The organism is Vibrio penaeicida, assembly GCF_002933855.1.
Lineage (GTDB): Bacteria > Pseudomonadota > Gammaproteobacteria > Enterobacterales > Vibrionaceae > Vibrio > Vibrio penaeicida_A.
In genome coordinates, this window is record NZ_BFAQ01000026.1 from 1 (window position 1) to 16748 (window position 16748).

Genomic DNA, 16748 nt, shown 5'->3' on the forward strand with positions numbered 1-16748 from the left:
TTAACTGATCGGCATTAGCTATATAAGGCTTCCTTTTTGACATTTAAACCTGAGTTATTTCTGCAGAAGAGAAATATCCGCAATCTGTAGGAATAGGTTGCGTAGGTTGTTCAGCAGCGTAAGACGGTTCTTCTTCAGAGCTTCGTTATCTGCCATTACCATTACGTTGTCGAAGAACGCATCCACTGGCTCACGCAGATCAGCAAGCTTGCTGAGGGCTTCTTGGTAGTTGCCCGTCGCGAATGCTGGTTCTAACGCTTCTGTCATGACTTCCACGTTTTCAGCCAGTGATTTCTCTGCATCTTCCTGAAGCAGTGCTAGATCGATATCCGAAGCAAGCTCCCCATCGAACTTCGCTAAGATATTACCTACACGTTTGTTCGCTGCGGCTAGTGCTTCTGCTGCTTCCAGTTCACGGAAGTGAGAAACCGCTTTAACTCGTTGGTCAAAGTCGGCTGGCTTAGTCGGGCGACGTGCTAATACCGCTTGAATGATATCAATGCTGAAACCAGCGTCTTGGTACCATGCGCGGAAACGACCCAGCATGAAATCGATAACGTCGGCTTCTACGTTGTCGTTGGTTAGCTTATCGCCTAATAGCGCTTTCGCTTTACCGATAAGATCGGTTAGGTCTAGGTTGTAGCCGTTTTCAACGATAATACGTAGTACACCCAGTGATGCGCGACGAAGTGCGAATGGGTCGCTGCCTTTTGGTGCTTGGCCAATACCGAATATACCTACGATAGTGTCTAGCTTGTCTGCCATTGCAACTGCAGATGAAATACCAGTACTTGGTAGATCGTCGCCAGCGAAACGAGGCATGTACTGCTCGTAAAGTGCAAGTGCGACTTGCTCATCTTCGCCATCGTGCGTGGCGTAGTGCATGCCCATTACACCTTGCGTATCCGTAAATTCGAATACCATCGATGTCATAAGGTCACACTTAGCCAGTAGACCAGCACGCTTAGACTTCTCAACATCAGCATCGATTTGCTCAGCAATGTAGCCAGCAAGTTCTGTGATGCGGTCTGTTTTGTCTTTGATAGTCCCAAGCTGCTTCTGGAAGATAGCTTGGTCTAGTTCTGGAAGACGGTCGATAAGCGGACGCTTGCGGTCTGTGTTGAAGAAGAATTCAGCATCGGCAAGACGTGGACGTACAACCTTTTCGTTACCTTCGATAACATAGCGAGGCTCTTTAGACTCGATGTTCGATACAAAGATAAAGTTAGGCAGCAGCTTCTTATCAGTGTCATAAACTGGGAAGTACTTCTGGTCACCTTTCATGGTGTAAACCAGCGCTTCTGAAGGTACTTTTAGGAACTCTTCTTCAAACTTCGCAGTAAGAACAACTGGCCACTCGACCAGAGAAGTCACTTCTTCAACAAGATCATTTTCTAGATCAGCAACACCACCCACGGCAGCTGCCGCTTTTTTCGCATCAGCTAAAATGATGGCTTTACGCGCTTCGTAATCTGCCATGACTTTACCGCGCTCTTCTAGAATCTCTGGGTATTGCTCTGCAGAATCGATAGTGAACTCTTGCTCACCCATGAAGCGGTGACCACGGATAGTGCGGTCTGATGCTACGCCTAGGATCTCACCTTCAATTAGGTCTGAGCCCATCAGCATCGTTAGCGTTTTAACTGGACGAATGAACTGAGTCGTTTTGTTGCCCCAGCGCATTGGTTTTGCAATAGGCAGGTTAGCTAGTGCTTTATCAGCCAACTCAACAACGATTTCAGATGTCGCTTGGCCTTTTACTTCTTGTTTGAACAGCAGCCATTCACCTTTATCTGTTTTAAGGCGATCAGCTTGTTCAACTGTGATGCCGTTACCACGAGCCCAACCTTGTGCAGCTTTGGTTGCGTTGCCTTCAGCATCGAATGCAACAGCAATAGCAGGACCGCGTTTTTCAACGATTTTGTCTTCTTGACCTTCAGCCAGGGCTGCAACTTTAAGTGCAAGACGGCGAGGTGCTGCGTACCATTTCACGCCTTCGTGCGCTAGGTTTGCACCTTTAAGCTCTGCTTCGAAGTTTGCTGCGAATGCTTCTGCTAGAGTACGAAGTTGCGTTGGTGGGAGCTCTTCCGTACCCAGTTCAATTAAAAATTCTTTAGCCATGATTATTTACCTTCCTTCTTACACATAGGGAAGCCAAGTGCTTCACGTGACGCGTAGTATGCCTGCGCAACAGACTTAGTCAGGTTGCGGATACGAAGGATGTAACGTTGACGCTCTGTCACAGAGATAGCTTTGCGCGCATCAAGGATGTTGAATGCGTGACCAGCTTTTAGAATGCGCTCGTATGCTGGAAGCGGAAGTGGCTTCTCAAGCTCCAGTAGCTCTTTACACTCTTTTTCACACTGATCGAAGAAACCGAATAGGAAATCTACGTCTGCGTGCTCGAAGTTGTAAGTTGATTGCTCAACTTCGTTTTGGTGGAAGATGTCACCGTAAGTCACGTTAGAACCATCTGGTGCGACGTTCCATACAAGGTCGTAAACGGAGTCTACTTCTTGGATATACATGGCTAGACGCTCGATACCGTAAGTGATCTCACCAGTTACTGGTTTACATTCTAGGCCGCCAACTTGTTGGAAGTAAGTAAACTGAGTGACTTCCATGCCGTTTAGCCAAACTTCCCAACCCAAACCCCATGCGCCTAGCGTTGGGTTTTCCCAGTTGTCTTCGACGAAGCGAATATCATGAACCAGTGGATCGACACCAAGCACTTCAAGTGAGCCTAGGTACAACTCCTGAATGTTATCTGGAGAAGGTTTTAGCGCTACTTGGAATTGATAGTAGTGCTGCAGACGGTTCGGGTTTTCACCGTAGCGACCATCGGTCGGACGACGTGAAGGTTGAACGTATGCCGTAGACATTGGCTCAGGGCCAATTGCACGTAGACATGTCATTGGGTGAGAGGTGCCGGCACCTACTTCCATATCCAAAGGTTGTACAATGGTACAGCCGTTTTGAGCCCAATAATCCTGCAGCGCGAGGATCATTCCCTGGAAGGTTTTGATATCGTAATTTTGCATAGTCAGGTTCGCGCGATTCTTATGAATGATTTATTGAAAATAACCATTGAGTATACCCAGTTCTTTGCTTGCCGAGTAGAGGAAATATCGCTTAAACCCTGCTCAAAATGGACATTTCATACCAAACTCGTCAGAACTCTCGCAAAATTGACATTTTATGAGCAAACAGAGCGATCTATGAAATGTGTAACTTGCCATTATAAGAAGCAAATTCTACAATCAGATTGTCTTTGGGGAGTAGCTTCCCCGTCCTTCTTGGAAGCAGGACGGGATTGTACGTCAACATAATTGATGAAAACATCATGGCGTATGAGACTCAACCACCTAAAAAATCATCATATTAGGTTGGGTTTAGCGAGACCATAGACAAGTGACACAAACCAGGGGTGGGGCGTGGATCTTGTCTTTGGTTTTATTCAGATGCCCTACCCCATAGAGCATGTCGTGAGCGTTCTAGCTATATCTATTGCCAGTGTTACGCTGGCAGAAATTGGGGACAAAACCCAATTACTCTCCCTTATACTTGCCAGCCGGTATCGAAAGCCGGTGCCTATCGTACTTGCTATCTTTTTGGCGACGTTATTGAACCATGCACTTGCAGCATGGCTTGGTGTTGTTGTGGCGGATCATTTCAAGACGTTTTGCGCTGGGTTGTTGTATTCAGCTTTCTAGCGATGGCTATATGGGTACTGATCCCAGACAAAATGGATGAAAATGAGGGGGATACTTCATTCCGAGGTCCTTTCGTTGCCAGCTTTATTGCGTTTTTCATCGCGGAAATAGGCGATAAAACTCAGGTAGCGACATCTATTCTTGGGGCGCAATTTTCAGAACACCTCCTTATGGTGATTATCGGTACGACCGTTGGCATGATGCTCGCCAATGTGCCAGTTGTTATGATTGGCAAATTCAGTGGAGACAAATTACCTTTGGCTTTGATAAGAAAAGCCACATGCGTACTCTTTGTTTTACTGGCGATAGGTGCGCTTATTTTTGGCACCGAGTAATCCATCGTATTTGTGAAAACAGACACATATTTCGATTTTGCTAAATGGTATTTTGCCTATGAAGAGTGTGGAGCAAGAGGGTAAAACCATGTTAACGCGCTATATGGGCATGACGCCGCAAAGTCAAAGTTATCTGTTTACTTTTGGATTAGGATTGACACTACTGGGGATGGTATTAACCGAGATGTGGCTGCCAATGGTGGTAGGTGCAATTATCATGACTGGGTTGGCTGTTGAATCTTGGATTCGGGTGCAACATTTGATTCCCATGAGAAAAGAACTGCGAGAGTTACATCATCAGATAGAACACATCCAGCATCAACTTCGCTCCAAAACAGAAGAATGAAATGTTAAATGAAGGGCAAACTTAGGTTCGCCCTTTTTTGTATGCAAATCTTTAACGCTTTCGCTTTTTGCTGCTTTAAGTTTGATTGGAGCGGCGGCAGAGTGACTTAGTCCATTCCTTTTTTGATTAGATATTGGTAAGGCAGGGAATCAATCTGGCTTCCTATCAACTGGTGATCCATAAAACGACAAAAGCTCGGAATGTCGCGCGTTGTTGAAGGGTCATCTGCCTTCACAAGCAATACATCTCCATTTTCCATGTTTCGAATGGTTTTTCTTACCATCATGACCGGTTCTGGGCAGCGAAGACCTTCAGCCTCCAGAATTTTGGTCGCAAGAGTCGGATCAAAAGTCATAGTTGTGCGTTCAATTTGGTTTTGGAGGGCAAATCATACTGATGTCGAAAAAATATTCAATAAAGTCTTGGCAAACACAAAAAATCCATGTAACTTAATTTTTAACAATTAAATAACATTTGAGCTAGGGGGGTTGATGCTAACTCAGTTAGACCGACTTACGATTTACAGCGTATTGTGCTTTATTACATTTTGCGCGCTGATACTTAGAAGCTCATCTGAAGTCTCTCTTTTACCACTAATTGGCTTATTTTCAACAATTTTTGGTATTTGGGTAGAAATGCATCGCTGGCAGAAACACAGCGAAAAACAGAATTAACACGACACTACTACACATTCCGACACTATCCCATTTTTCTTGGGCTTCCCCGCTGAAAGGCGGGATTTTTTTTACTTTTTATTTACAAATCTATCGGTTTCTACGTCACTTCTACTTTGATCTCTACCGAATGTCTCTCGCCTTATTTTTGTTATTATGACGTTTTCCACAAACGAGTCTGTGCTTTGGAATTAGAAGAGATCTATCGTCGTGATTTAAATTTGCTGGTGGCGTTGCGAATCATTATAGAAGAAGGCAGTGTGAGCCGAGCTGCTACTCGGTTGAACCTAAGCCAATCCGCAATGAGTCGTGTACTTGGGCGATTGCGCCAGTTGGTCGGCGATCCATTATTCGTCCGACAAGGTCAGCATTTAATACCGACAGAAAAAGCGATTGAACTGAATCAAGCACTGGGTGAGCCACTTGAATCGTTACGTTCGTTATTAACGCCAGAACGATTTGACCCAACAACTTGCGATCAAACGTTCACGATAGCGACGACAGATTACGCCATGCAGACCATTTTTCCGTTTGCATTGCCTCGGATATACCAAGAAGCCCCCCAAGTAAAATTTGAATTCATTCCATTGATTGACGATCAGCTTCCACAGCAGTTGACGCATCAAGGTGCAGATTTGGCAATTTGCCGTCCTACGGGTTCGGTAGAGCCATTGAACAGTGATCGGCTAGGGCGTGTTGGCGTATCTTGCCTGATTTCGAAGCAACACCCGATTGCCAATAGCGACATGCGACTGCACGATTACCTTGAATACCCACACGCTATGATAGCGATAAGCGATGGTGTAAAAGCGCTGCTCGATCAGGCACTGAGTAACCAGCCGGCTCGAAATATGGTTCTTCGTGCCTATCATCTAGAAGCGGCTTTAGCGATTGTGGACACCTTGCCGCTGATCATCACCGTCCCTGCAGATTTAGCCTATTTGGTCGCAGATCGTTACGACTTATTGGTTAAACCGCTTCCTTTTGAATTTACACCGTTTGAGTACTCAATGATTTGGCATTCTAGAAGCGATCATTCTCCAGCTCAGGAATGGCTGAGAACGGTGGTTAAAGAGGAGTGCAGTCGGTTAATTGCAAAGCGAGTAGAAGACCTAGGCTTAGATAATTAAGAAAACCCTGACTAGAAAGGGGCTTGGTTTAAGTTATTTTTGTGGGTCAGACAGTGTCTGACCCATGATTTATTATTTTCCAATAAGTTTTCGGCATTGTTTGCTAACGGGAGAAAGTGTTAAGGCTTAATGACCACGCGACCCGTCACTTGACCATTCGTTATGTCTTCCGCGTATTTCGGCGCATCAATTAAAGGAATCTCTGTGCAGGCTTGTTCAAAGTAACTGGCTGGAAGCAGTTCAGTGAGCTTTTCCCATGCAGCTGTGCGCTTCTCGTAGGGGCAGTAAACAGAATCGACCCCTTGCAAACGGACGTTTCGCAGAATAAACGGCATTACCGTCGTCGGTAAGTCGAATCCACCCGCCAAACCACATGCAGCAACGGTGCTGTTGTAATCCATTTGCGCCAACACTTTGGCTAATACTTTGCTACCAACAGTGTCAATGGCACCTGCCCAGATTTGTTTTTCGAGAGCGCGTGCGGGTTCTTCAAACTCACTGCGATCAATGACTCGGCTCGCCCCTAATTTTTCAAGTAAAGGACCGTTCTTTTCTACTCGACCGCTTACGGCTACTACTTTATAGCCAAGAGTGTTCAATAGCGTGACAGCAACAGAGCCAACGCCGCCACTCGCCCCTGTTACTAGGATTTCGCCATCTTCTGGTTTTACATCGCCGTCTATAATGGCTTGTACACACAGCATGGCTGTTAAGCCCGCTGTACCTACCATCATCGCTTGCTTGCTGCCAAGCCCAGAAGGTAATGGAACTAACCAATCTGCTTTGAGGCTAGCGCGTTGAGCCATACCACCCCAGTGGTTTTCCCCTACGCCCCAACCGGTTAGTACCACTTTGTCACCAGTTTGGTAGCGCTCGTCGGAAGACGTTACCACGGTTCCCGCTAAATCGATCCCTGGCACCATTGGAAACTGACGGATGATTTTCCCTTTGCCGGTAATGGCGAGTCCGTCTTTGTAATTCAGAGAAGTGTAATCCACATCGATAACCACATCACCCTCAGGCAAGTGTGAATCGTTTAGTGATTCAATGGATGCGATGGTTTTTTTATCTTCTTGATTTAGAACGAGAGCTTGGAACATAGTCTTCTCCACAATAAGAGGGCTGCAAGCACATCACTCGTGTGCTTTAGTCAACGACACTAGTGTAGAACGATATGACGTATGAAAAAAATGACACTTTAGCATTATAGGTATGCATATATTGCATAGCTCACAGTTTGAATGTTTGATGGTCTTTAGCGAGGAAAAAAGAGGGCGAGAACGCATCGGGATTTTGCATTGCCCAAGCGTCTAGATCGTGGCTTATGTGTATTAAGCCTAACCTTTTGATAGACAGTTGCTGTTGGATTGATTGAACCAGCAAGATGTCATTGTGATTGCGTGGTGGGGAATCTGGCATGGGTGGATGGTTGCAATCTATCAGCATCAAATCGATGGGTTTATTTTCAAGAAATTCGCGAGTGCTTTTAGGCAGACCAACCGTATCAGTCAGGTACGCCAGCCGTTTGTTTTTCCATTCAAAAAGGTATCCGAAGCACGGTTTAGAATGCGTAAGAGGCACAGGCGTAATAGTGATGCCTTCCCAGTCAAAAGAAGTAAATGCGCTTAATGGTTGGAAATCCAACAGACCTGGGTGTTTGTAAAGGTCGTCGCAGCCAGCTTTGTCGGGGGGAGTAAAAACAGGTATCGATTTGCCTTTCCCCCAGCGCAGGTCAAACAGAGAGTGAACATGATCCATATGAAAGTGAGTCAGCAATAGGGTATCAATCGTGCCGGAAGGAAATCGCTCCAAAAGCTGGGGGTGGTTGGCATCCAACAGCAGGTTTTTCCCATTGTGCTCTATGTATGCTGAGGTTTTACCTCGTCGGAATACTGGGTTCTCGATGGCTCTTTCACACGCAGAACACTCACAACCATAGGTTGGAACATGCCCTGCATTTCCTGTCCCTAGTAACGTCAGTTGCACTCTTGTACCTCCGGATTTAATTGCAGAATAAATTGCTCCACACTCGATTCAAGTTTCCCACTGTTGTCGATCACCAGCGCATCGGATGGTTTGTTTCTTTGGTATTGCTTGGCTCGCTCAATGCGAGCAACTATCTGTTCATGTGTTTCCCTTCCCCTTGCCATTAATCTCGATTGCAGGCAATCAACATCCACTTGAATCCAAACTGGGGTTATTTGTTCTTTGAATAGCGCACGCGCTTTAGGGAAGTAAGCGCGCGATCCATTCAAAAGAACATGTTGTCCTTGGTTGAGCCACAGCTCGATTTCTTTGCCGATGCCATAACACAATCCGTTGGCTTCCCAGTGCATAGAAAATAACCCAGAGGTGATGCGCTGGTGAAACTCTTCATGGTTGAGTGCGATATGGTTTTCATTGCCACTGTTAGCGGGTCTCGTAATGTACCTATGCGCCAATTGAACGGATACGCGGCTGTCTTGCCGGATCGCCTGCATCACGCTGTCTTTTCCGCTTCCAGATGCACCCATCACATAAAAGAGTTTCGCCATATTATCTTCCTTTCGCCTCCAAAAGTGCTTATGAAATTTAATACACACACTGTCCGAGCCGCCAAGCTCGTTTCACGTAAGCTTGCCCCTCGACTTGCTTAACCAAGATTAAATCAGCGAGTAAGCCCTCTTTGATTTCTCCTCGGTCGTGAAGCCCAAGCGCTTCTGCTGGGTTGGATGTCGCCAATTTGACCGCGCCGGGTAAATCCAATGCATTACTTTCATCTTCAGCCAATTTGAAAACGGCGTCTAACAAGCTTAGTGGGAAATAATCAGAAGACAGCACATCCAACACGCCCATACTTGCCAGCTCATGGGCTGCGACATTACCAGAATGTGAGCCGCCTCTAACGACGTTGGGTGCTCCCATTAATACATGCAAACCAAGCTCGTGTGAACGTTTTGCCGCTTCAATGGTGGTTGGGAATTCTGCCAGTACCAAGCCAAGATCATGAGACTCTTCAACATGGGCTACAGTCGCATCATCATGACTGGCAAGTGGGATACCACGTTGATGGCAAAGCTGTGAAATGGCTTTGCGATTGCGATCAGACCACTGCTGAGACAAGGTGCGCTGCTCTTTTTCGTAGGCTTGCATTTCCGCATCATTCAGTCCGTATTTGCCTTGATAATACTCGTAGTATTTTTCTAGGTTGACGAATTGGCGCTGACCGGGAGAGTGATCCATCAAGGACACCATTTTAACTTGCGATAAACCAAGGTAGCGCTCGACTAATCCGTACGTGGAAGAATGGGGAAGTTCACAACGAATATGCAGGAAATGCTGTGAGCGATTGACCCCACGGCGCTCCGATTCAACCAGCGTGTCGATCATCTTGTCTAGGTAGTCTTGGCGCGTACCGCCATCACGTACATCGCCCACCGCCACCGCATCCAGCACCGTGGTGATGCCTGACCCGATTAATTGTGCATCGTGCGCAGCCATGGCAGAAAAAGGCGGCCAACTCACTTTAGGTCGAGGGGTGAAGTATTTTTCAAGATTGTCGGTATGTAGCTCAATCAATCCGGGAAGGAGCCAATCGCCTTGCCCATCAATGCAATTAGGGTCGTTGTCTTTGCCTTCAGAAATCGACACGATGGTGTGATTGTCGATCTCAATGGTTCCGTACAAAATAGAATCAGGCAGAACCATATTAATGTTGGTGATTTTCATTGCCGTCATCCTTCTATTGCAATGTTGAGTTTGGGGTGGGTACGGTGCGAGTGGTTGCCGTCTTAACATCAAAATATTTGTCCGCTACTTTCTGGCGAACGTAGTCGTCGTGAAATATTCCGACGATGGTGGCGCCTCGCGCTTTGGCTTCGAGAATCAGACTAATGACCACATCGCGATTTTTTTCATCCAAGGACGCTGTGGGCTCATCGAGCAGTAAAATAGGGGCATCGACAATAAAGCCACGCGCAATATTCACGCGTTGTTGTTCTCCGCCTGAAAACGTAGCGGGGGCGAGGTGCCAGAGCGTTTCGGGAACATTCAAACGCTGCAACATGGTGGCGGCTTTTTCCTCAGCAACGGCTTTGGGGATATCTCGCTCAAGCAAAGGCTGCATAACAACCTCAAGCGCAGAGATACGTGGTATGACGCGTAAAAACTGACTGACCCAGCCCAGGGTGTTCTGGCGCACCTGCAAAATTTTTCGTGGAGAAGCCGACGCAATATCCACCCAATGATTGTCGCTATAGACCATAATCGAGCCACTATTAACCCTATAATTGGCGTATAGAGTGCGCAGCAGTGTCGACTTCCCAGACCCAGACTCACCGTGAAGCACTAAGCATTCGCCTTGGTTCACTTCGAAGCTAACGGTATCCATGACAGGGAGCGTAATGCCTTGCTGATTATGGAGAACGAAGCTCTTACTGATGTTTTCAATTCTTAACATGAGATCATCCTTGCAATACAGAAGACACCAACAGTTGGGTGTACGGATGTTGAGGGTCGTCAAGCACTTGATCGGTAATCCCTGTTTCAACGATGCGGCTTTCTTTCATCACAATAAGGCGATCCGCCAGTAGCCGAGCAACCGCCAAATCGTGAGTGACGATGATGACCGATAACCCTAGGTTGGTAACGAGGTTGCGTATCAAATCGAGCAAACGAGCTTGAACTGATACATCTAGCCCACCGGTCGGTTCGTCCATAAACACCAGTTTTGGGTGTGTCACCAAGTTGCGAGCGATTTGCAGGCGTTGCTGCATTCCGCCGGAAAAGGTAATGGGGTAGTCATCAATGCGATCGAGTGGAATTTCGACATCTTGCAGCCACTTTTCGGCTTGTGAGCGAATTTGACCGTAATGCCTGTCGCCAATTGCCATCAATCGCTCTCCGATGTTGCCACCCGCAGAAACGCGAGGTCTTAGCCCATCCATTGGGTGTTGATGCACCACGCCCCACTCAGTTCGAAGCAAGCGGCGACGTTCTCTATCCGGTTGTTCGTACAGTTCAATGGTTTGATTCCCGTTGTTGTAATCCACCGTGCCACTGTTTGGGCGCTCTCGACCGGACAGTACGCGCAGTAAGGTGCTTTTACCTGAGCCAGATTCCCCGACAATGCCCAGCACTTCGCCCGGATACAGTTCTAGGTTGATGTCTTGGCAGCCTTTATCGGGTGAATACAGTTTGGACAACTCTGATACTGACAACAGAGGCGACTCATTTTGAGTGGTGTCGAGCGCTGGCGTTGGCGACACTCTTTCCGCAAGGTTTAACATGACAATTTCTCCAGCTGTTTGGTGCAGTAATCCGTATCTGAACAGACGAACATCCGGCTACCTTTATCGTCGGTGACCACTTCATCCAAAAAGGTGTGAGTGGATCCGCAGATGGCGCACGGCTCTTCCCAGCGTTGAACTTCGAATGGGTGATCATCAAAATCGAGGCTTTTCACATCGGTGAATGGGGGGATGGCGTAAATGCGCTTTTCTCGACCCGCTCCAAACAGTTGTAGGGCAGGCATTCGATCCATTTTTGGGTTGTCGAATTTCGGTATGGGAGAGGGGTCCATAATGTAGCGCTGGTTCACCATCACAGGGTAAGCATAAGAGGTCGAGATATGCCCATAACGTGCAATGTCTTCATACAACTTCACGTGCATGATCCCGTATTCACTTAAAGCGTGCATTTTTCGAGTTTCCGTTTCTCTTGGCTCAAGAAAGCGCAAGGGTTCGGGAATCGGCACTTGGTATACCAGAATTTGCCCGTCGCTCAGCGGCGTTTCTGGGATGCGATGACGCGTTTGAATGATACTGGCCTGCTCGGTTTCCTCTGTGGTGTCTGCGTCGGCCACTTTTTCGAAAAATTGACGAATAGAGACCGCATTGGTGGTGTCGTCTGCCCCTTGGTCAATGACCTTGAGCGTGTCTTGTTGCCCAATGATGGAGGCTGTGATTTGAATACCACCGGTTCCCCAACCATAAGGCATGGGCATTTCCCTTCCGCCAAAAGGCACTTGGTATCCGGGAATCGCCACCGCTTTTAGAATGGCTCGGCGGATCATCCGCTTGGTTTGCTCATCTAAGAAGCCGTAGTTGTATCCCAGCACCGCTTGGTTTTCTGGGGTGCTGGTGCGCTTACTTAAGCTGGTCATGGTCTGACTCCTCTTGATGTACATGGCGTTGTTCGTGTTCTTTTTGAAGCTTGCGAATCAGCTCCAACTCCGACTGAAAGTCGACGTAGTGGGGGAGTTTTAGGTGGGACACAAACCCAGCCGCTTCAACGTTATCGCCGTGAGATAACACAAATTCCTGATCTTGTGCGGGGCCTTGAACGGGTTCATCCAATTCTTCCGCTTGAAGGGCTCTATCGACCAATGCCATGGACATGGCTTTGCGCTCAGCCGCGCCAAAGGCAACACCATAACCACGGGTAAATTGAGGCTTGACGGTTTTAGAACCTGAGAAGCCGTTGATCATTTGGCATTCTGTGAGCTCGATATCCCCAATGTCTATCTCAAATCCCAACTCTTCAGGGCAGAGAGAAACGGTGACATTTCCGGTACGGATTTCAGCCGCAAACGGGTGATTGCGACCGTAGCCTCGTTGCGTGGAATACCCCATTGACAAAAGGAAACCTTCATCGCTGCGCATGAGCTGTTGTAGTCGAGCACTTCGCGTCGCAGGGTACGTTGGTGGGTGCAACGTAATGTCTTCTGCGGTATCACCTTCGTCGATTTCCTTTGTTGCGAGCCCTTGGTTTTCCAATATCGTCATCACCTGAGGGCAGGCTTCCAATACCGCTGCATCACGTGTTGCATGATTTTGCTGTTCAGGCTTTACTGGTGCTCTTCCTTCCGCTAACAATGAAAAATCAAGTAAGCGATGGGTGTAATCTAATGTGGGGCCGAGTACCTGACCGCCGGGTAAGTCTTTAAAGGTCGCGGATATGCGGCGTTCTAGCTCCATGGCGCTGGTGTCTATAGGCTCACTAGTGGCAAAGCGAGAGAGTGTGGTGCGGTAAGCGCGCAGCAGAAAGATGGCTTCTATCATGTCACCACTGGCTTGCTTAAAGGCCAGCGCGGCTAATTCTGTGTCGTAGATCCCGCCTTCCGTCATTACCCTATCAACTGCACCACTGAGCTGCTCTGCGATTTGGCTGGTGTGGACTTCACTGCCACTGCCACGGCGTTTTTGGTCTTGGAGCTGGTGGGCTGCTTTAATGGCTTTTTCACCGCCTTTTACTGCAACGTACATGATGATTCCTCCATACTAGCCAGCGTGATGCGAGTGGTACGTGGCAGAGCCATTAATTGGTTTTCGCACGTGAGCAAGACATCTACTCCCAATGGTTGGGATTCGCTGATTGCTATGATCTGGTTGAACAGCGACTGATGGACACCTTCAACGTTGATTGATGCGTTACCGTCAATACCTGGACCGCTGAGTTCTAAACTCACCCCTTTCGATAGGCTACTCACCTGCACAATCAACGTAGTACTGGTTTCAGGGTACTCTGCGCTCCCCCAGCAGAATTCGCTAACGTTGGCATTTTGTCCGCTACCTAGAAGTGCAAAGCTCGCTTTGTCTTGACGAGTGGCCAATGGGGTATTGGCGTGAAACTGTAAGTTTTGTGTGAGCTCAGAATCGGCTTTAAATGCTTCACTTAACCAAACAGGCGTCGTGCTATCGGTGAGAGCCAGTAATATTTGAGTGGTGGCAGCGTTGGCTTGTCCAAACGATAACTCAGAGGGCATCGATTGCAGGGATCCTGGTATCGACATGGCGTTCAGGATGAAGCGAAATACATTCTGAGCGTCGTGTATCGGATCGTTGAAGCCGGGTTTTACGAATTTCATTCGTCCTCTCCTCTCACCATAGTGAAAAACTCCACCTTGCTGGTGGCGACCTGTTCACGTCTTGCTTGTGTTTGCTCTTGCATGGTTGCCATCAAAGGCTCTATCACTTGCTGCATAAGAGGGGTGCAATACGTTGGGTTTTGCATGAGGGCGTCGATCAATGCTGCGAGATGTGCATGATCTTTGTTGCGCCCCTTTATGTAGCTGTAACCCATTTCCCCTTCGGGCAATTTAATGACACTGCGCGTGACGGTCATATCCCCTATATTGAATGGGTTACCTGTGCCGCCCATACGCGACTGTACCTGAATGAGCCCCGTTTCTGGTTGGCGTATCACCTGATAATTTGGAGATAAATTTAACGGCTCCCACAGGTTTTTTAGGTGCAAGAAGTCGGTCCGAGCGAGAACGGACATCCAGCCCTGTCGCTCTGACTTAGTTGTCGTGGTCATGGTTAATGCTCCAATACGATTTCAATCATGTCCGAGCGGGTGTAGGAGCAAGAATATTCCATGACCTGTTTGGTCTGGCTTGCTACGTTCACCGTTCGGAAAATAATGAGCGGAATGTTCTCCGATAACTTCAGTTGTTTGCGCTCTTGCCGGTTAGGCATTCGTGAACGCAGTTTGGTGGATTTTCGGGTCAGATCCGTATTGAGTTGTTGTTGAATATACTGATGAAGGGAACCGCTTTCGAAGTGTTGCAGTGGCCCCCACCATTCCGTGTTCGGCAAAAAATGCTCAATCAAACTGCATGGCAAACCATCAATGACTCTGAGCGTGGTGAGCTTGATGATCTGTGCGTCCAGTTCAATGTTCAGAACCTTGGCTAGATGCTCACTGGCGGTGATCAACTGGCGGTTTAGCACTTCGCACCTTGGCATATAGCCTTGTTTGGTGAGGTTGTGCGTAAAATACGCACCTTGATTGAGCGGGTATGCGTAAGGCTGACGTATGACTTGATTGCCTCTGCCTTGTTGTCTCTCAATCAACCCACAAAACACCAATTCATCGATCGCGCGCCTTACGGTATGACGATTAACGTCAAATCGGTCTGCCAATCGAGATTCCGAGGGTAAAAATTCCCCAACTTTGAACTGGCTTTGTACTTCCTGTTCGAGTTGTTTGGCGATGTCCATATACAGTTGCATCACATTCTTCCATTCAGTTGTCTAGACAAGTTCAGGCAAATTTTTTAAATGTAAGCTTTGCGGATATGTTGCGATGCAAAGTCAATTAAGCTGACGGTCACAATGATGACCAGCATGATGGCGGCGGTTTGTTGGAATTGAAAACCTCGAATCGCTTCCCATAGCAACACCCCTATACCTCCAGCACCAACCATGCCCACCACGGTGGCGGAACGGACATTGGATTCAAATCGGTAAAGTGTGAAAGAAATCCAAAGTGGCAAAACTTGTGGGATAACGCCGTAAATCACTTCTTCCAATTTATTGGCTCCGGTTGCGCGAACGCCTTCGACGGGGCCGAGATCAATCGCTTCGACGGCTTCTGAAAACAGCTTCGCCAACACCCCTGTAGTGTGAATGAACAGGGCCAATACGCCTGCAAATGGCCCTAGGCCCACAGCCACCACAAACAGCATGGCAAATACCATTTCATTGATCGCACGTGCGGCATCCATAAGGCGGCGAGTGGGTTGATAGACCCACATTGGTACAATGTTGTCTGCACACATTAGCCCCAGTGGTATTGAGACGAACACCGAAAGCACTGTGCCCCAAATGGCAATTTGAATCGTGATTAGGGTTTCTTCTACATAGAGTTCCCAATAAGTGAAATCGGGTGGAAAGAAATCACTCGCCAGTTCCACCATGTTGTCGGAATCCGCGACCAGTTGAACGGGGTTCATTTCCGCACCTTGCCATGCCCAAGCAAGTATCACTGCGAACAGAATCAGCATCACAAGCTGCGTAAGTTTTTGGCTCCAATGCTGATTGTTTTGAAAGGCGTCCACAGAAAGGTTGGTGTTCATATCAGTTCCCATATAATGGCTATAATTGGGTGGGGTTCACCCCACCCTGAGTAAGTTAGAGAGCGTTATTCCATGGCTTCTAGAGCTGCCATTTGGCGATTCAACGCGGCGAGTTCCGATTGAACGTTGCTGACTTTTGTGAGCTCAGACTCGTCAAGCTTCTTATCGGTAGAGAACTTATTAAGCTGCTTGAACAGCGCTAGCTGGCGGATAGGAAGGAGCTGTAAGTCGGAAGAGGCTTTGAACGGTGCCCAATCAAGTTCTTTCAAAATGGCGACTTCTTTAGCTTTACCCGTTTTTCCATAGGTCATGAAAAAGTCGTACACCGCTGTTTTTGTTTCTTCAGGTAGGTTCTTGCGCCATACGATCGGATCGGCTGGAATCAGTGGGGATTTCCAAATGATTTTGATGTTTTTGAATTTGTCAGGGTTGTTGTTAGCAAAACGACGAAGGCTTTCTGTGTTGTTGGTGGCGACATCCACTTGTTTGTTGGCAACGGCAAACAAGTTCACTTCGTGGCTTGAATTCAAAGTGCGTTTGAACTCGCTCGGCTGTACGTTGTTTTTCGCAAACACATAGTAAGACGGAACCAAGAAGCCAGATGTTGAGTTTGGATCACCGTTACCAAATGCAAGGTTTGAGCGGTCTTTCATCATATCTTCGACGGAGTTTATAGGGTTGTCTTTGTGCGTAATCAGCAAGCTCCAGT

19 protein-coding genes, 1 pseudogene and 1 riboswitch are annotated in these 16748 nt (G+C 47.6%); of the genes and pseudogenes, 4 read left to right on the top strand and 16 right to left on the bottom strand.

The features are described from left to right. Positions 1–54: 54 nt before the first annotated feature. Positions 55–2121: a glycine--tRNA ligase subunit beta gene (glyS, locus tag VPNCDNU1_RS15195; protein ID WP_104401107.1), complete on the bottom strand. Its 2067-nt coding sequence runs from the start codon at positions 2119–2121 to the stop codon at positions 55–57. Positions 2122–2123: 2 nt separating this feature from the next. Then, positions 2124–3041, bottom strand: coding sequence for a glycine--tRNA ligase subunit alpha (gene glyQ / locus VPNCDNU1_RS15200; protein WP_104401108.1), 918 nt, complete (start codon positions 3039–3041; stop codon positions 2124–2126). 220 nt (positions 3042–3261) lie between these two features. Beyond that, positions 3262–3394, top strand: a riboswitch (yybP-ykoY riboswitch). Between the two features lie 91 nt (positions 3395–3485). On the opposite strand from glyQ, the pseudogene VPNCDNU1_RS15205 reads away from it, so the two are divergent. Continuing rightward, positions 3486–4048: pseudogene (locus VPNCDNU1_RS15205) on the top strand (TMEM165/GDT1 family protein). 88 nt (positions 4049–4136) lie between these two features. Further along, on the top strand, positions 4137–4394 hold the full coding sequence (locus tag VPNCDNU1_RS15210; protein ID WP_104401128.1) for a hypothetical protein: 258 nt from the start codon (positions 4137–4139) through the stop codon (positions 4392–4394). Between the two features lie 106 nt (positions 4395–4500). On the opposite strand, the gene tusA is transcribed toward VPNCDNU1_RS15210, so the two are convergent. Beyond that, positions 4501–4749, bottom strand: coding sequence for a sulfurtransferase TusA (gene tusA / locus VPNCDNU1_RS15215; protein WP_101115430.1), 249 nt, complete (start codon positions 4747–4749; stop codon positions 4501–4503). A gap of 136 nt (positions 4750–4885) precedes the next feature. Here tusA and VPNCDNU1_RS15220 point away from each other — a divergent pair, with 136 nt between their 5' ends. Further along, positions 4886–5068 (top strand): hypothetical protein, encoded by a 183-nt coding sequence (locus VPNCDNU1_RS15220; RefSeq protein ID WP_101115429.1) that lies wholly within the window; start codon positions 4886–4888, stop codon positions 5066–5068. 185 nt (positions 5069–5253) lie between these two features. Then, positions 5254–6198: a LysR family transcriptional regulator gene (locus VPNCDNU1_RS15225; RefSeq protein WP_104401109.1), complete on the top strand. Its 945-nt coding sequence runs from the start codon at positions 5254–5256 to the stop codon at positions 6196–6198. A 119-nt stretch (positions 6199–6317) separates the two neighbouring features. Here VPNCDNU1_RS15225 and acuI read toward each other — a convergent pair whose 3' ends face one another. From acuI to phnD, 13 genes are all read right to left on the bottom strand, one after another. Beyond that, entirely contained in the window at positions 6318–7298 is a 981-nt protein-coding gene (gene acuI / locus VPNCDNU1_RS15230; RefSeq protein ID WP_104401110.1) for an acrylyl-CoA reductase (NADPH), read from the bottom strand. Between the two features lie 130 nt (positions 7299–7428). Continuing rightward, positions 7429–8184, bottom strand: coding sequence for a phosphonate metabolism protein PhnP (gene phnP / locus VPNCDNU1_RS15235; protein WP_104401111.1), 756 nt, complete (start codon positions 8182–8184; stop codon positions 7429–7431). Continuing rightward, positions 8175–8732 (bottom strand): ribose 1,5-bisphosphokinase, encoded by a 558-nt coding sequence (gene phnN, locus VPNCDNU1_RS15240; protein ID WP_104401112.1) that lies wholly within the window; start codon positions 8730–8732, stop codon positions 8175–8177. Before phnN ends, phnP begins: the two co-directional genes overlap by 10 nt. Before the next feature lie 37 nt (positions 8733–8769). Continuing rightward, positions 8770–9906: an alpha-D-ribose 1-methylphosphonate 5-triphosphate diphosphatase gene (gene phnM, locus VPNCDNU1_RS15245; protein WP_237324144.1), complete on the bottom strand. Its 1137-nt coding sequence runs from the start codon at positions 9904–9906 to the stop codon at positions 8770–8772. Positions 9907–9919: 13 nt separating this feature from the next. Further along, positions 9920–10636, bottom strand: a complete 717-nt coding sequence (gene phnL, locus VPNCDNU1_RS15250) for a phosphonate C-P lyase system protein PhnL (protein WP_104401114.1) — start codon at positions 10634–10636, stop codon at positions 9920–9922. Positions 10637–10640: 4 nt separating this feature from the next. Further along, on the bottom strand, positions 10641–11465 hold the full coding sequence (phnK, locus tag VPNCDNU1_RS15255; protein WP_174715147.1) for a phosphonate C-P lyase system protein PhnK: 825 nt from the start codon (positions 11463–11465) through the stop codon (positions 10641–10643). Continuing rightward, positions 11459–12340 (bottom strand): alpha-D-ribose 1-methylphosphonate 5-phosphate C-P-lyase PhnJ, encoded by an 882-nt coding sequence (locus VPNCDNU1_RS15260; RefSeq protein WP_104401115.1) that lies wholly within the window; start codon positions 12338–12340, stop codon positions 11459–11461. Before VPNCDNU1_RS15260 ends, phnK begins: the two co-directional genes overlap by 7 nt. After that, the gene (locus VPNCDNU1_RS15265) at positions 12324–13442 is read right to left on the bottom strand and encodes a carbon-phosphorus lyase complex subunit PhnI (RefSeq protein ID WP_104401116.1); all 1119 of its coding nucleotides are present in this window, start codon (positions 13440–13442) and stop codon (positions 12324–12326) included. Before VPNCDNU1_RS15265 ends, VPNCDNU1_RS15260 begins: the two co-directional genes overlap by 17 nt. Beyond that, on the bottom strand, positions 13427–14044 hold the full coding sequence (phnH, locus tag VPNCDNU1_RS15270) for a phosphonate C-P lyase system protein PhnH (protein ID WP_104401117.1): 618 nt from the start codon (positions 14042–14044) through the stop codon (positions 13427–13429). The genes VPNCDNU1_RS15265 and phnH overlap by 16 nt, the downstream gene beginning before the upstream one ends. After that, entirely contained in the window at positions 14041–14496 is a 456-nt protein-coding gene (phnG, locus tag VPNCDNU1_RS15275; protein WP_104401118.1) for a phosphonate C-P lyase system protein PhnG, read from the bottom strand. The genes phnH and phnG overlap by 4 nt, the downstream gene beginning before the upstream one ends. A 2-nt stretch (positions 14497–14498) precedes the next feature. Beyond that, a complete protein-coding gene (phnF, locus tag VPNCDNU1_RS15280; protein ID WP_104401119.1) occupies positions 14499–15194 on the bottom strand; it encodes a phosphonate metabolism transcriptional regulator PhnF in 696 nt (231 codons plus the stop codon). Between the two features lie 44 nt (positions 15195–15238). Continuing rightward, positions 15239–16039 (bottom strand): phosphonate ABC transporter, permease protein PhnE, encoded by an 801-nt coding sequence (phnE, locus tag VPNCDNU1_RS15285; protein ID WP_104401120.1) that lies wholly within the window; start codon positions 16037–16039, stop codon positions 15239–15241. A 65-nt stretch (positions 16040–16104) separates the two neighbouring features. Beyond that, positions 16105–16748 (bottom strand): phosphate/phosphite/phosphonate ABC transporter substrate-binding protein (gene phnD / locus VPNCDNU1_RS29105; RefSeq protein WP_237324145.1); only part of this gene is annotated, 644 nt, incomplete at its 5' end.

Bases quoted from the DNA above. Each gene is read 5' to 3' on its own strand.
- phnN (WP_104401112.1), bottom strand. From the start codon at position 8,732: ATGGCGAAACTCTTTTATGTGATGGGTGCATCTGGAAGCGGAAAAGAC.
- VPNCDNU1_RS15265 (WP_104401116.1), bottom strand. From the start codon at position 13,442: ATGTACGTTGCAGTAAAAGGCGGTGAAAAAGCCATTAAAGCAGCCCAC.
- VPNCDNU1_RS15260 (WP_104401115.1), bottom strand. From the start codon at position 12,340: ATGACCAGCTTAAGTAAGCGCACCAGCACCCCAGAAAACCAAGCGGTG.
- phnF (WP_104401119.1), bottom strand. From the start codon at position 15,194: ATGCAACTGTATATGGACATCGCCAAACAACTCGAACAGGAAGTACAA.
- VPNCDNU1_RS15220 (WP_101115429.1), top strand. From the start codon at position 4,886: ATGCTAACTCAGTTAGACCGACTTACGATTTACAGCGTATTGTGCTTT.
- phnH (WP_104401117.1), bottom strand. From the start codon at position 14,044: ATGAAATTCGTAAAACCCGGCTTCAACGATCCGATACACGACGCTCAG.
- phnM (WP_237324144.1), bottom strand. From the start codon at position 9,906: ATGAAAATCACCAACATTAATATGGTTCTGCCTGATTCTATTTTGTAC.
- phnK (WP_174715147.1), bottom strand. From the start codon at position 11,465: ATGTTAAACCTTGCGGAAAGAGTGTCGCCAACGCCAGCGCTCGACACC.
- phnG (WP_104401118.1), bottom strand. From the start codon at position 14,496: ATGACCACGACAACTAAGTCAGAGCGACAGGGCTGGATGTCCGTTCTC.
- phnE (WP_104401120.1), bottom strand. From the start codon at position 16,039: ATGAACACCAACCTTTCTGTGGACGCCTTTCAAAACAATCAGCATTGG.
- acuI (WP_104401110.1), bottom strand. From the start codon at position 7,298: ATGTTCCAAGCTCTCGTTCTAAATCAAGAAGATAAAAAAACCATCGCA.
- glyQ (WP_104401108.1), bottom strand. From the start codon at position 3,041: ATGCAAAATTACGATATCAAAACCTTCCAGGGAATGATCCTCGCGCTG.
- VPNCDNU1_RS15210 (WP_104401128.1), top strand. From the start codon at position 4,137: ATGTTAACGCGCTATATGGGCATGACGCCGCAAAGTCAAAGTTATCTG.
- tusA (WP_101115430.1), bottom strand. From the start codon at position 4,749: ATGACTTTTGATCCGACTCTTGCGACCAAAATTCTGGAGGCTGAAGGT.
- phnL (WP_104401114.1), bottom strand. From the start codon at position 10,636: ATGTTAAGAATTGAAAACATCAGTAAGAGCTTCGTTCTCCATAATCAG.
- glyS (WP_104401107.1), bottom strand. From the start codon at position 2,121: ATGGCTAAAGAATTTTTAATTGAACTGGGTACGGAAGAGCTCCCACCA.